At 71.6% G+C, this 13,361-nt stretch carries 12 protein-coding genes; 4 read left to right on the forward strand and 8 right to left on the reverse strand.

The window, feature by feature from the left end; all coding sequences use genetic code 11:
* The first annotated feature begins 9 nt into the window (after positions 1-9).
* The gene (locus DLJ59_RS26225; protein ID WP_124775492.1) at positions 10-609 is read left to right on the forward strand and encodes a hypothetical protein; all 600 of its coding nucleotides are present in this window, start codon (positions 10-12) and stop codon (positions 607-609) included.
* Positions 610-615: 6 nt separating this feature from the next.
* On the opposite strand, the gene DLJ59_RS26230 is transcribed toward DLJ59_RS26225, so the two are convergent.
* A complete protein-coding gene (locus DLJ59_RS26230) occupies positions 616-1,170 on the reverse strand; it encodes a hypothetical protein (RefSeq protein ID WP_124775518.1) in 555 nt (184 codons plus the stop codon).
* A gap of 195 nt (positions 1,171-1,365) precedes the next feature.
* Here DLJ59_RS26230 and DLJ59_RS26235 point away from each other — a divergent pair, with 195 nt between their 5' ends.
* Both DLJ59_RS26235 and DLJ59_RS26240 read left to right on the forward strand, forming a co-directional pair.
* Positions 1,366-3,927 (forward strand): FtsK/SpoIIIE domain-containing protein, encoded by a 2,562-nt coding sequence (locus tag DLJ59_RS26235; RefSeq protein WP_124775494.1) that lies wholly within the window; start codon positions 1,366-1,368, stop codon positions 3,925-3,927.
* 27 nt (positions 3,928-3,954) lie between these two features.
* Positions 3,955-4,674, forward strand: a complete 720-nt coding sequence (locus DLJ59_RS26240; protein WP_124775496.1) for a hypothetical protein — start codon at positions 3,955-3,957, stop codon at positions 4,672-4,674.
* A 72-nt stretch (positions 4,675-4,746) separates the two neighbouring features.
* Here DLJ59_RS26240 and folE read toward each other — a convergent pair whose 3' ends face one another.
* The 4 genes from folE to DLJ59_RS26260 form a co-directional block, all read right to left on the reverse strand.
* The gene (gene folE, locus DLJ59_RS26245) at positions 4,747-5,406 is read right to left on the reverse strand and encodes a GTP cyclohydrolase I FolE (protein ID WP_124775498.1); all 660 of its coding nucleotides are present in this window, start codon (positions 5,404-5,406) and stop codon (positions 4,747-4,749) included.
* 35 nt (positions 5,407-5,441) lie between these two features.
* The gene (ftsH, locus tag DLJ59_RS26250) at positions 5,442-7,460 is read right to left on the reverse strand and encodes an ATP-dependent zinc metalloprotease FtsH (protein ID WP_124775500.1); all 2,019 of its coding nucleotides are present in this window, start codon (positions 7,458-7,460) and stop codon (positions 5,442-5,444) included.
* Positions 7,461-7,990: 530 nt separating this feature from the next.
* The gene (hpt, locus tag DLJ59_RS26255; protein WP_124775502.1) at positions 7,991-8,566 is read right to left on the reverse strand and encodes a hypoxanthine phosphoribosyltransferase; all 576 of its coding nucleotides are present in this window, start codon (positions 8,564-8,566) and stop codon (positions 7,991-7,993) included.
* A 100-nt stretch (positions 8,567-8,666) separates the two neighbouring features.
* Positions 8,667-8,855 (reverse strand): hypothetical protein, encoded by a 189-nt coding sequence (locus tag DLJ59_RS26260; RefSeq protein WP_124775504.1) that lies wholly within the window; start codon positions 8,853-8,855, stop codon positions 8,667-8,669.
* A 99-nt stretch (positions 8,856-8,954) separates the two neighbouring features.
* Between DLJ59_RS26260 and DLJ59_RS26265 the strand changes: the two genes are divergently transcribed.
* Positions 8,955-9,917: a GlxA family transcriptional regulator gene (locus tag DLJ59_RS26265; RefSeq protein ID WP_124775506.1), complete on the forward strand. Its 963-nt coding sequence runs from the start codon at positions 8,955-8,957 to the stop codon at positions 9,915-9,917.
* Positions 9,918-9,926: 9 nt separating this feature from the next.
* Here the strand turns inward: DLJ59_RS26265 and tilS are convergent, their stop codons facing one another.
* The 3 genes from tilS to dacB form a co-directional block, all read right to left on the reverse strand.
* The gene (gene tilS, locus DLJ59_RS26270; protein WP_124775508.1) at positions 9,927-10,910 is read right to left on the reverse strand and encodes a tRNA lysidine(34) synthetase TilS; all 984 of its coding nucleotides are present in this window, start codon (positions 10,908-10,910) and stop codon (positions 9,927-9,929) included.
* 10 nt (positions 10,911-10,920) lie between these two features.
* Positions 10,921-11,991 carry a zinc-dependent metalloprotease gene (locus tag DLJ59_RS26275; RefSeq protein ID WP_124775510.1) on the reverse strand — a complete coding sequence of 357 codons (1,071 nt, stop codon included), beginning with the start codon at positions 11,989-11,991 and terminating at the stop codon, positions 10,921-10,923.
* 92 nt (positions 11,992-12,083) lie between these two features.
* Positions 12,084-13,361 (reverse strand): D-alanyl-D-alanine carboxypeptidase/D-alanyl-D-alanine endopeptidase (dacB, locus tag DLJ59_RS26280; protein ID WP_124775512.1); only part of this gene is annotated, 1,278 nt, incomplete at its 5' end.

A 13,361-nucleotide genomic window follows, 5' to 3' on the forward strand; every position in this document is an offset into this window, starting at 1 on the left:
ACCGCGGGTATGACCGGCCCATTGCCCGATCCGTTCGCCGACCAGCCCGACTGGGCACCGCAGCCACCCCGACCGCTGACCATCGTCCCCGCAACGGAGCGGGTCGAACTACGCGGGCGGCGGGTGCTGGTCGGGCTGCCGGGGTTGGGTTGGCGTGGTGACCTGCGCGCGGACGACCGGGTGGTGCAGAGCGCCCGGACCTACGTGCCGGTGATCCCCGAGCATGAGTGGTACCGGGCCGAAGCGGATCAGGTCGAGGTGTTCGCGCCGCTGGTGCCGGTGGAGCGGGTCTGGGTGGAGACAATCGGCAGCCGACCCGGTGCCGACGGCGCCCGAGACACGGGTATCCGGTTGGTCTCGCTGGACGGCCCGGCACATCGGGCCCCCACGCCGGTCTTCGAAGCCGACGCGGTCACCGGCCGACGGGTGGTGCACGTCGAGAACGGCCTGGAACACCGTGACCTTCGAGCGGTCACCGAGACCTACTCGGGCGCCGAAGGGGACATCTGCGTGCGAATCACGCCCGAGGTGGAGTGGTACCGCTGGGCCTGGCGCGGCCAGTCACCCACCACCCTGGAGGTTCCGGTTCACCTGCTTTGGATCGAGTAAGTCTGCTCAAGATCGCTCAGCCTTACACACCCGCCAGCCATCTTCATGCCGTGTCTCAAATCGCCAACGCTGCCGATCGCTCTGCGATATTCCGTCCACGAAGGCTGAAAGGATGAGATCGACTTCGACGTTGGCGGAGTCGCCCTGCCGCTGAACGGTAAAATTCTCCCAACTTGTCGAAATCTTCGTACTGAAGCGGCGTTCACGGGCTACGAGATCCTCCCGAAGGAGCCGCACGCCGTCGATATCCGCACCGCTCTGACAGACAAACTCGCTGGCTCTCGCGTCGTTCCGGTCCGCCAGAAATGACTGAATGTAATTAGCCACCACCACGTCCGGGGTGCTGCGGTCTGGGGCTGCGGCGCGGCTGTACCAGACGTAGGCGGTTGCGACCCCGCCAAGACAGAGCAGGGCGAGCACGCCAGCGACGACCGTGAGCACCGTCCGCATTCGGCGGCGGGGCGGCTGCGGTGCCGGTGTTGCCGGGGCGGGCGGCAGCTGCTCGGACGGTGTCCGCTGGGCCGGTACGCGGGAGACCTGGGAACCGGCGGGGGGCTGCACTGATTCCACCTCCTGAAGTTAACGGCTGGACGCTCCGGAGCCAATGCCTCAGATCCAGCGGATCGTGACGGACCCCTCCCCACCGGTGAGATCCGCGACAACACCGGCGCAGCGCCGAGGCACCTCCCGGAGGTGCGCCGGCGGCTGGGATACCGTCTCTGCTTGGGGAGGGGTTGCCAACCTCGGGTAGAGGGGGTGGACGCGGTGGCCGGTCCGAAGGCTCGCACGAACCGCGCCGCAGCCCTGCATCGTCGGGCGACGGCCGTCGCTACCGCGGCTGCCGGGATCCTGGACGAGACGCGGCCGGCTCCGGCTGATCAGCGCCGTCAGTACGAGGTGGCCGACCGGCTACGGTCGGCTGCGGCGTTGTTGGCTCCGGGTTGGTCGGGCGCGGCGCTGGATTCGCTGTCCGTGGACTCGCCGGCGGGTGATGGTCCGCCGCCGTTTGTTCGGGTGGGCACTGCGGCGCCGTTGGATGACGCCCGTTTTCCCGCCTTGGTGCCACTTGTCGGCACCGGTCATCTCAGCGTGGACGTTGACGCGCGGGAGCCACGGGTGGCGGGGTTGCTCCGGGCCGTACTCCTGCGGTTGTTGGGTGCGGCGCCGGCGGGTGCCTTGCTGATCCGGGCGGTGGATGCCACCGGGGCGGTGCTGACGCCGTTCGGCGCGCTCGCGGATGCTGGCCTGCTGCCGCCGCCGGCGGTGGATGTGGCGAGTCTGCGCGCGGTGCTGACCGAGGCCGAGCAGTGGGTTGCCCCGGGGGCGAGTGGGCGGCGCCGTCACGATCGGACGCTGTTGCTGGTGGTGGCCGCGTTGCCGGAGTCGACCGGCCCGAGCGATCTGGCGCGCATCGAGACGCTGGCGGAGCAGGGGCCGGCCGCGGGGTTGCACCTGGTGGTGGCGGGTTGGCCGCCCGCCGGCCCGTACTCGGCCCGGGCACCGCTGCCGTACACGACGTCGCTGGCGTTGCGTAATGCGTACGCGCTGCTCGGCGACCCGCCGGGGGCGTCGTTCGCCGGGCCGGGCGCCGACCCGCCGGGGGGTTTGAACTCGCCGGTGTTCGTCGAGTCGGACCCGCCGGCCGAGTTGGTCGATGCGGTCTGTCGGCGGCTCGCCGAGCAGGTGGAGGCGGGTTCCCGGTTGGCGTTGGGCGCCCTGCTGCCGCCGACGGGTGAGCGGCTGTGGGAGTCGGACTCGTCCGACGGGTTGACCACGACCGTCGGTGATGCCGGGGGCCGGCCGGTCCCGCTGGGTTTCACCGAGCTGACTCCGCACTGGTTGGTGAGTGGCCGGTCGGCGACGGCCCGTGCGGCGTTCCTGACCACCGCGCTGCTCGGCCTGGCCGCCCGGTACGGCCCGGATGACCTGGTGTTCTACCTGGCGGATCTCGGCGACGGCGAGTCCTTCGTGGAGTTTTTGCAGACCGAGCGGGACCGGTCGTGGGTTCCGCAGGTACGCGCGGCGGCGATGGCGGCGGACCGGGAGTACGTCCGGGACCTGCTCGAGGAGTTGACGGCCGAGGTCCAGCGCCGCACGGAGGCGGGTGCCCGGGCCGGTGGGCAACGCTTCGGGGAGCTGCGTCAGCATCAGCCGCTGCCGCGGATCGTCTGCGTGGTGGACAATGTGCCGTTGCTCTTCGCCGAGCGGGATCGGCTGGCCGCCGAGGTGGCCGCCCAGTTGGACGGGCTGGCCCGGGCCGGTCGGGCGTACGGCGTGCACCTGGTGTTGGCCGGCGCGGGCGAGTTGGGGTTGAGTGCGCGCGCCGATGCGGGTCATCGCGATTCGGTGCTCGGGCAGTTTCCGGTTCGGGTGGCGTTGCCGGGTGGCAGTCCGGTGTTGGAGCCGACGAACGATTCGGCGGCCGGTCTGCCGGTGGGCAGTGCGGTGGTGAACACGGCCGGTGGGCTCGGCGGCCCGCGGGGTGCGACCCGGGGGCACGAACGGTTGATCCGTCACCCGGATCCGCAGGATCATCCGGAGGTTGTGGAGAGGCTGCGGCACGAGTTGTGGGCGGCGCGTCCGGCCGGGTCGGTGCCGCCGGTGGTCTTCGCGGGTTACGCCCGGCCTCTGCTGGGCAACGATCCGCGTCACCGAGCGGCTCTGGCGGGGCAGGCGCATGGGCCAGCCGCGCTGCTGGGTCGTGCGGTGGACGTGGCCCGTTCGACGGTCGCGGTGCCGTTGGGGCCGGCGGCCGGGCGCAACCTCGCGGTGCTGGGCTCGGGCGCGACGGCGGGCGGGTTGTTGGCGACGGCGGCGCGGAGCACGTCGGCTCACCACCCGCCGGGTGGCGCCCGTTTCCTGGTGGCGGCACCGGATCCGGGCTCCCGGGCGCTGGCGGAGGCGTTGACGGCCGAGTTGGCGGCCCGACATTCGGCCGAATTGGTGGGTCTGCCGGCGCTTCTCGCGGATGCGGCCGACGACCTGCCGACGTACCTGGTGGTCTTCGGGCTGGACCGGCCGGGGCCTCGGGAGCTGCCGGTGGACCGGCTGCGGTCGCTCCTGCGGGATGGGCCTCCGGCGGGCCGACATCTGCTGGGCTGGTGGCGTGCGGTGCCGCCGTTCGCCGCGTTGTTCGAGCCGGCGGGCGAGGTCGACAAGCTGGCTGCGGTGGCCGTGCTGGATGTGCCGGTCGCGCAGCTCACAGCGGTTTTCGGTCGCCCGGTGGAGTGGCAGGTGCGCCCGGACCGGGCGGTGCTGTGGGACGGTCCGGACGAACGGGGCACCGTCCTGGTGCCGTTCGCCGACGAGGCCGGCTGATCGGTGGCGCGTGTGGAGGGGGTCGAGGTGAATTCGAACGCGACGGTGGTCGGGCCGGTGCGACAGCGGGCCGCTGCGGCGACCGGGGACGCCACGCCGCCGGCGGTCGAGCCCAGCACGGCCTGGGCGGGATACCTCGCGGCAGCCCGGCAGTTGGACGGGGTACGCCGTAGCGCGGCTGCCGCCGCCGGTGAGCAGGCCCGGTCGGCGGAGGCCGCCCGGGAGGAGTTGACGGTGGTCCGTACCGGGCTGGCGAGCCAGCAGGAACGGCTGCGCGACTTGGGCGTACCGGCGATCTCTCTGGTGCCGTCGCCGCCGGAGCTGACCGAGGCGGCCCGGTCGATGGCGGGTGGTCCGGCGGCCGTGCTGGCGGCGCTGCGGTCCGCGCGAGGTTGGGCTGAGGCGGCGGACGCGGCGCTGGCCGCACGCCGCCGGGTCCGGCCGGGGTCCTGGCCCGCGCGGGCGCGGAACCTTCTGGTGTACGGGCCGTTCGCGCTGCTGGTGCCGTTGATCCAGGTGGCGGTTCTGGCGGCGACGGGGGTGGGGCCGGCCACCGTGGCGGCGTTGATCTGCGGGCTGCCGATGCCGGCGGTCGCGTTCGTGGCCGGCTGGATCGGCGTCGGGCGGTTGTTCCGGGTCAGCCCCACTGAGCGGTTGGACCGTACGGCGCGGTTCGGCGCGTTGGTGTGTCTGGTGCCGGCGGTGCTGGCCACTGCTGGCCTGCTGCTGGCCCTGCTCGGTAGCTGACGGACCCCGCTGCGGGAACGCAGCGGCCGACCGTCCCGCAAGGGTGTCGGCCGGCCGTGGGGCGTCGGGAGGTCAGCGGGGGATGATCAGCGCCATCGCCTCGGCCCGCGACTTGGAGTCCGTTTGCAGGATGCCGCGTACGGCGGACGTGATGGTCTTAGCACCGGACTTCTGGATGCCGCGCATCGCCATGCACATGTGTTCGCATTCGAGCACGACGACGACGCCGCGTGGTGCCAGTTTGCTCATCAACAGGTCGGCGACCTGCGTGGTGAGCCGCTCCTGTACCTGCGGCCGACGGGCGAAGACTTCGACGAGTCGGGCCAGCTTGGACAGGCCGGTGATCCGCCCGTCGGGGCCTGGGATGTAGCCGATGTGCGCGCTGCCCCGGAAGGGCAGCAGGTGGTGCTCGCAGAGGCTCATCACGTCGATGTCCCGGACGATGACCAGCTCTTCGTGGTTGGCCTCGAACGTGGTGCTGAGCACCTGGGCCGGGTCGACCCGCAGACCGGCGAAGAGTTCGGCGTACGCGCGGGCGACCCGGGCCGGGGTCTGCTGGAGTCCGTCGCGGTCCGGGTCCTCGCCGACCGCGATGAGGATCTCGCGGACGGCCTTCTCGATCCGGCCGAGGTCGACAGTGTCCTCGACGGGGCGGCCGGTCAGCTTGCCGCTGATCAGCCGCGCGGCCACGTAGTCCAGGTCGTCGTCGGGTTCGGTCGCGGAGACGGCCAGCTCCCGGTGTGGGGAGCTGGCCGTCGGGTCGTTGCTCAGTGCGTGCCGTCCGAGTTGTTGGACGGCGCGACGCCGCCGACCGACGCCTGCGCGCCGTCGGCCTCGGCCTGCGCCTTGAGCTTGTCCTTCTCCGCAGGGGTGAGCACGGGCGGCTCGGTGGAGGGCTGACGCTTGCCGAAGCCGTTGTACGGCGCGAGCGGCGGGCGCTTGACCACCCGGGAACAGATGCGCGCCATGTCGGCCGTGGAGAGCGTTTCCTTCTCCATCAGCTCGAGCACGATGTTGTCCAGGACGTCCCGGTATTCCACCAGGATCTCCCAGGCCTCGTCGTGCGCCAGCTCGACCAGTGCCCGCATCTCGCCGTCGATCTCGGCGGCCACCGAGTCCGAGTAGTCCCGCTCGTGGCCCATGTTGCGGCCGAGGAACGGCTCGTCCCCGCTGGTGCCGTACTTGATCGCACCGAGCTTGGAGCTCATGCCGTACTGGGTGATCATCGCGCGGGCCAGTTGGGTGGCCTTCTCGATGTCGTTGCCGGCACCGGTGGTCGGCTCGTGGAACACCAGTTCCTCGGCGGCGCGACCGCCCAGCGCGTACGCCAGGGTGTCGATCATTTCGGCGCGGGTCTGGGTGTACTTGTCTTCGGTCGGGAGCACCAGGGTGTGGCCCAGCGAGCGACCACGGGACAGGATCGTCACCTTGTGCACCGGCGCGGCGTGCGGCAGCGCCCAGGCAACCAACGCGTGCCCACCCTCGTGGTACGCGGTGATCTTCTTTTCGTTGTCGCTCATCACCCGGGTACGTCGCTGCGGACCGGCGACCACCCGGTCGATCGACTCTTCCAGCGAGTCGTTGCTGATCGCGCGCTGGTCCTTACGAGCGGTGAGCAGGGCCGACTCGTTGATCACGTTGGCCAGGTCGGCACCGCTGAAGCCCGGGGTGCGCCGTGCCACCGCGTCGAGGTCGACGTCGGGGCTGAACGGCTTGCCCTTGGCGTGCACCCGCAGGATGGCCTTGCGGCCCTCCATGTCCGGGGCGTCCACCGGGATCTGCCGGTCGAACCGGCCCGGACGCAGCAGCGCCGGGTCGAGGATGTCCGGCCGGTTGGTGGCCGCGATCAGGATGACCCCGCCCTTGGTGTCGAAGCCGTCCATCTCGACGAGCAGCTGGTTGAGCGTCTGCTCACGCTCGTCGTGACCGCCGCCCATGCCGGCGCCACGGTGCCGGCCGACGGCGTCGATCTCGTCGACGAAGACGATCGCCGGGGCGTTCGTCTTGGCCTGCTCGAACAGGTCACGGACCCGGCTGGCGCCGACACCGACAAACATCTCGACGAAGTCGGAGCCGGAGATGGAGTAGAACGGCACCCCGGCCTCGCCTGCGACCGCGCGGGCCAGCAGCGTCTTGCCGGTGCCGGGCGGGCCGAACAGCAGCACGCCCTTCGGGATCTTGGCGCCCAGAGCCTGGTACTTCGCCGGGTTCTGCAGGAAGTCCTTGATCTCGTAAAGCTCTTCGACGGCCTCCTCGGCACCCGCGACGTCCGCGAAGGTCGTCTTCGGAGTGTCCTTGGTGATCATCTTGGCCTTGGACTTGCCGAAGTTGAGCACCCGGGAGCCGCCGCCCTGCATCTGCGACATGAAGAACAGCAGCAGGAGGACGAGTAGCGCGATCGGCAGCAGGTTGACGAGCAGGCTCACCCAGATGCTGTCCGAGGAGACCTTGGCGTCGGCCGGGCCGGTGACCCGGTTGGCCGCCTTCGCGTCCAGCACCTCGTTCCAGATCTGGTCGCCAGCCTGGTACGGGAACTGAGCCTCGATCTTGTCGGTCTCGGTCTTGCCGAACTTCGTCTTCTGGGCGAGATCCAGCTGGAGCGTCTGCTCCTTGTCCTGGAAGACGACCTTATTGATCTTGGCAGTGTGCAGCTGATCGAGCGCAACGGAAGTGTCCACGCGGTGGTAGCTGGGACCAGCGGTGAACAGCTGACTGAGCACAACGGCGCCGAGGATGACCAGGATGATCCAGACCACCGGTCGGCGGAAGAAACGCGTACGTTCCATACTGTTGTCGAGCGCCGGAGCGCCCGCATCCTCCTGATCGACGTCCTGACCGTCTGATGGTGTCGCCGCGCTGAGCGGCGGCCGGAGCCGCCGTGCGGGCCGGCCTCGACCCCGAGACGCGAAAACTGCCGCGCCGCGGTCATTCGACGGTACACCGTGTGCGCGAGGAGTGAGCTTGCGAGCCCCGCAGTCGTGCACCATCAAAAGACCGAGTACGCCAACAGAGAGCCTGCGAGCCCTCCACACTCGGCGCGCCTTCGACATCGACGGCACGCATCGTGGGCAGGCTCACCAGCCCCGCAGCCAACGTACGGCGAGTCCGGGTGGAAGCCGGCGTGGCGGGGAGTCCGGCTCGGCCACCCGAACGCCCGGTCACGCGATCGAGGGGGTCGAGCGCGGAGTAACCTCCGGGCCACCGTGCTACACGGTAACCGCATCAGCTGAGAGCGCGCTGAACGTCGGCTTGATGGATGCCGATGCGAGTGGGGCTCATTTCGCCCGACGGGCCACCTCGACGGGTCGGGCCGGCGTCAGGAGCGGGCGTAGACCTCGGGCTTGAGCACCCCGACGTAGGGCAGCTCCCGGTAGCGCTCACCGAAGTCGAGGCCGTAGCCGACCACGAATTCGGTGGGAATGTCGAAGCCGACGTACTTCACTCCGACCGGCACCTTCACCGCGTCCGGCTTGCGGAACAGGGCGACCACCTCGACGCTCGCCGCCGAACGCGACTCGAGGTAACGCAGCAGCCAGGAGAGCGTGAGCCCGGAGTCGACGATGTCCTCGACGACGACCACGTGCCGACCGGCGATGTCGCGGTCCAGGTCCTTGAGGATGCGGACCACCCCGGAGGAGGTGGTGCCCTGGCCGTAGGAGGAGATGGCCATGAAGTCGAGCTCCGCCGGCGGGCCGTTGCGGCCCAGCGCCCGGGCGAAGTCCGCCATGAACATCACCGCGCCCTTGAGTACGCACACCAGCAGCAGCCCGTCGCCCACGTGGGCGTAGTCGGCGGAGACCTGCTTGGCCAGCTCCGCCGTCTTCTCGCGGATCTGCGCCTCAGAGATGATCACGTGGTCGATGTCGGCGTCGTACCAGGAGCCGTCAGCCATGACTCCTAGCCTGCCGTACGTCGGATGGCCTCCGTCGGCGGGGCCGCACCTTTTGGCGCGGTCCCGCCAAGGATTTTCTGCGCAAACAACGCTAATCACATCAGTTGGTGTGTGACTGCCAGCGGCGGCCGGCGTCGCTGGGCTTCCAGTCGGCCGAATCGTGGCTGTCGACGGTGAGGCCGGCCGCCGAGGCGGCGACGAGCAGGACGAGGAACAGGAGGAAGAGCAGGAACTCCATGGCGGCGCTCGCTTTCGCATGATTGCTGTTGGTTTCGCCGCCGGTGCGCACCGGACTGAGACCAGTCTGCGACCTGCCGAAGCGACCGGACAGTGGCAGGAATGCCATTGGTCATCGATTTACTGCCACCTGTCGGGTTACCCTCGTCACATGCTGCGGTCAGTCGCCGTTCTCGCCCTCGACCAGGTCGCTCCCTTCGAGCTCGGCGTCCTCGCCGAGGTGTTCGGCACCGACCGGACAGCCGACGGTTTTCCCACCTACCGCTTCCAGGTGTGCAGCCCCGACGGCGCCCCCGTGCGTACCTCGTCCGGCTTCCACCTGACCCCACACGCGGACCTCGGCCCGGTCGAAGAGGCCGACCTGGTGGCCATCCCGGCGCACAGCCAGGGCACGACCGTCCCCGGCCCGGTGCTCGACGCGCTACGCCGGGCCGACGCCCGCGGCGCGCACCTGTTCAGCGTCTGCTCCGGCGCCTTCCTGCTCGGTGCGGCCGGGCTGCTCGACGACCGGGAGTGCACGACCCACTGGCGGTACGTGGACGAGCTGCAACGCCGGCACCCCCGCGCCCGGGTGCGCTGCAACTCGCTCTACGTCCAGGACGGTCGGCTGCTCACCAGCGCCGGCACGGCCGCCGGCATCGACGCCTGCCTGCACCTGATCCGCCAGGAGCACGGCTCGGCCACCGCGACCCGGCTGGCCCGGCGGATGGTGGTCCCGCCGCACCGCGACGGCGGTCAGTCCCAGTACGTCGAGGCGCCCATCCCGAAGGCACCCGAGGCACCCACCCTCGAACCGGTGCTGGAGTGGCTGATGGGTCACCTGGACCGGACGATCACCGTGGAGGAGCTGGCGGCCCGCGCCGGCATGGCACCCCGCACCTTCGCCCGCCGGTTCCGCGCCGAAACCGGCACCACCCCGCACGACTGGCTCACCAACCAGCGGGTGCTGCTCGCCCGGCGGCTGCTGGAGGAGACCCCGTTGAGCGTGGAGGCGGTCGCCGACCAGTCCGGCTTCAGCGACGCGGCCGCGCTGCGCCACCACTTCAGCCGGCGGGTCGGCGCCACCCCGCACAGCTACCGGACCACCTTCCGGGACCGGGCACACAGCGGCTGACCAGGAGTCTCAGCCCGAGGCCAACCGGCCCTCGCGGCGCAGCACCCGGACACCGCCGGGCAGGTCGGCCGGGCCCTGACCGTGCCAATCGGTGACCAGGGCGTCCAGCGCGGCGACGTGCCGGTGCGACAGCGCGCCCGGCAGAGCGCCCAGCTCGCGGGCCCAGGCGTGCAGCACCCGACCGCGTACGGCGGGCACCAGGCCGAGCAGCACCGGCACGGACAGCCCCCCGTCGGGGCACCGGGCCGCAGCCAGCGCCGTCCCCGCCAACTCGTCGAGCGCGGCGTTGTCGGCGGCCACCAGCCGGGCGGTACGCGCGAGGTTGTCCACCACGCCGGGGCCGAGCGCCCGCACCAGCGCCGGCAGCAGGTCGGCCCGCACCCTCGACCGGGCGTACGACGGGTCGGTGTTGTGCGGGTCCTGCCACGGAGTCAGCCCGAGCACGACACAGGCGGCGCGCGTCTGCTCCCGACCGATCTCCAGCAGCGGGCGCAGCAGCGGCACCCCGCCCAGATCCCGCCGGGCAGGCATCCCCGCCAGCCCTCGTGGGCCGGCACCCCGGGCGAGCGCGAGCAGCACCGTCTCCGCCTGATCGTCGCGGGTGTGCCCGGTGAGCACCGCGACGGCGTTCTGCCGCCGGGCCACCTCGGTCAGCGCCTGGTAGCGGGCCTCGCGGGCAGCCGCCTCCGGCCCGCCGGGACGCCCGGCAACCTCCACCCGGACCACCGTCGCCGACCCGAACCCGGCCCCCCGACCCCAGGTGGCCACCGCCTCCGCGCGTTCCGCGGAGCCGTCCTGCAAGCCGTGGTCGACGGTGACGAGCACCGCGTCGCGGCCCAGCCGAGGCGCCACGAACACGGTGGCCGCCGCGAGCGCGAGCGAGTCGGCGCCACCGGAGCAGGCGACCAGCACCGGACCGCCGGACGACAGACCGGTCAGGGCGCGGCGTACCGCCACCCGGATCGCGGCCACCGGCGGGGCGAGCGCGGCCACCTACGGGCGGTCAGCCAGCGGCCGGGATGGTGCCGGCCGGGCCGTGTACGCGGGCGACCCAGGCGTCCGGGTCGCCCAACTCCGACAGTCGAGGCAGGGTCAGCGGCGAGTTGAAGATCGAGTTGAAGCCGTCCATGCCGACGCGTTCCACCACCCCGTGCACGAACTTGCGCCCCTCGGCGTACTGGCGCATCTTGACGTCCACCCCGAGCAGCCGGCGAATCGCCTTCTCCAGCGGGTTGCCCGCCTCCCGGCGTCGGTTGAACGACGCCCGGATCCGCTCGACGCTCGGGATCACCTGCGGGCCGACGCCGTCCATCACGAACTCGGCGTGCCCCTCCAGCAGGGTCATCAACGCGGTGAGCCGGTCCAGGACGGCCCGCTGCGCCGGGGTCTGCACGATGTCCAACACGCTGGTGCGGCTCTCCGGGTCACGGACCGCCTCGGACAACGTGGCCACCCCGCGCCGCAACCGTTCGAGCAGGTGCTCACTCCCGCTGGACGAGGCGTCCACGAACGCCTGCACCTCGCTGAGGAAATAGGCCCGCATCCACGGCACTGCCGTGAACTGGGTGCGGTGGGTGACCTCGTGCAGACACACCCAGAGCCGGAAATCCCGAGGGTCGGCGCCGAGCTTGCGCTCCACCTCGACGATGTTCGGCGCGACCAGCAGCAACTGGCCCGGTTCGGCCGAGAAGACCTCGTACTGGCCGAGCACCCGGCCGGAGAGGTAGGCCAGCACCGTGCCGGCCTGCACCCCGGTCAGCCGGGACCCGATCGCCTCGGTGAACGCGCCCGGTTGCTTGTCGCCGGAGAGCCGACTCACCAGCGGGGTGATCACCTCGCGGAGCCCAGCGATGTTGGTCGCGGCCCAGTCGCGGCGATCGACCACCCGGACCGGCGGGTGCGACACCTGCGCCCGCAACCCCGTGTAGTCGGCCACGTGCCCGGCCGCCTCGTCGGTCAGCCGACGCAGGTCGCCGACCACGTCGGTGGCTTCGGCGTACGACACGCGGGGGCCAGACTTGCTCAACGCCCCCGCCGTGGCGGCGGCCAGATCCCAGTCCACGAACTGCGCCATGGACCCACCGTACCCGCGCCGCGACACCCCGGCCCGGGCTCGCGCCCTCGATCGACACCGATGGCGACCGCGTCACCCCGCGGCGGCGAGGGTCAACCGCAGCCGCAGCCGGCCAGCGCGGCGGCGATCCGGTCCAGCGCAGGCTGGGCGGTGTCCCGGTCACCCGGCACCTTGTCGGTGAGCACCGCGAAGGTCAACAGCCGACCATCGGCGGTGGTGACCAGGCCCGCGATGGCGTGCACGCCGGTCAGGGTGCCGGTCTTGGCCCGGACGCTGCCCGCGCCCGCAGAGGTGCCCGCGGTGTTGCGGTAGCGCTCGTTCAGCGTCCCGGACCAGCCGCCCACCGGCAGACCACCGAAGACGCCGGCCAACTCCGGATGGTCCGGGCTGGCGGCCAGCCGGATCAGGTCGGTCAACAGCGACGGGCTGATCCGGTTACGACGCGACAGGCCGCTGCCGTCGGAGACGCTGATCTCGTCGGCGGGCAGGCCCAACTCCGCCACCTCGGCGTCCATGGCGGCGGCACCTCCGTCGAACGAGGCCGGCTGGTTGCGGGCCAACGCGACCTGCCGGGCGAGCGCCTCAGCCACCAGGTTGTCGCTCTCGCTGATCATGACGTCGACGAGCCGGATCAGCGGCGGAGACTGCACCACGCCCAACTCGGTGCCCGGTGCCGGATTGGCGCCGGCCGCGGCCTGGGCCGGTGCCGTGCCACGCCGCACGGCGTCGGTCGGCACCCCGAGCAGCCGGGCGAACGCCTTGCCGGCGGCCAGGTCCGGCTCGGCGAACCGCTGGGCCGACCCGTGTGCGACGCCCGGGTCCGTACGCGCGCCGTCGGTCATCAACGCGGTCACCGCGCCGCCCGACCCACCGGTGGGGATGTCGTCGTCCCAGCCCGGGCCGTAGACCGGGCCGGAGTAGACCGAGCCGTCGACGGTGACGCTGGTCGGCGGGGTGCCGCCGAGCGCGGTACGCACCTGGGCGGCCAGATCGTCGAGGCGCGCCGCACCCGGGTAGTAGCCCTTCTTGTTGATCGCCAGGGTCGGGTCACCGCCACCGACGATCACCACCTCGCCGGCCTTCGCGCCGGCGAGGGCACGAGTGGGGATCCGGTAGCCGGGCCCCCGGGCTGCCAGCACGGTCACCGCGGTCACCAGCTTGGTCACCGAGGCGGGGACGGTGCCGTCGTCCGCACCCTTGTCGAACAGCGTCTGACCGGTGATCACATCGGCGACCGAGACGTTCACCCGGTCACCCAGGGCGGCGACGCCGACCAGTGGATCGAGCACGGCACGAACCCCGTCGGGGGTGGGTGCCGGGGCGTTCGAATCCGGGCCGGCCAGCACCTCGGACGGGGCGGGGTCCGGGGT

The organism is Micromonospora inaquosa, from assembly GCF_003857055.1.
GTDB lineage: Bacteria > Actinomycetota > Actinomycetes > Mycobacteriales > Micromonosporaceae > Micromonospora > Micromonospora inaquosa.

Bases quoted from the DNA above. Each gene is read 5' to 3' on its own strand.
- hpt (WP_124775502.1), bottom strand. From the start codon at position 8,566: ATGGCTGACGGCTCCTGGTACGACGCCGACATCGACCACGTGATCATC.
- DLJ59_RS26225 (WP_124775492.1), top strand. From the start codon at position 10: ATGACCGGCCCATTGCCCGATCCGTTCGCCGACCAGCCCGACTGGGCA.
- DLJ59_RS26275 (WP_124775510.1), bottom strand. From the start codon at position 11,991: ATGGCGCAGTTCGTGGACTGGGATCTGGCCGCCGCCACGGCGGGGGCG.
- ftsH (WP_124775500.1), bottom strand. From the start codon at position 7,460: ATGGAACGTACGCGTTTCTTCCGCCGACCGGTGGTCTGGATCATCCTG.
- DLJ59_RS26265 (WP_124775506.1), top strand. From the start codon at position 8,955: ATGCTGCGGTCAGTCGCCGTTCTCGCCCTCGACCAGGTCGCTCCCTTC.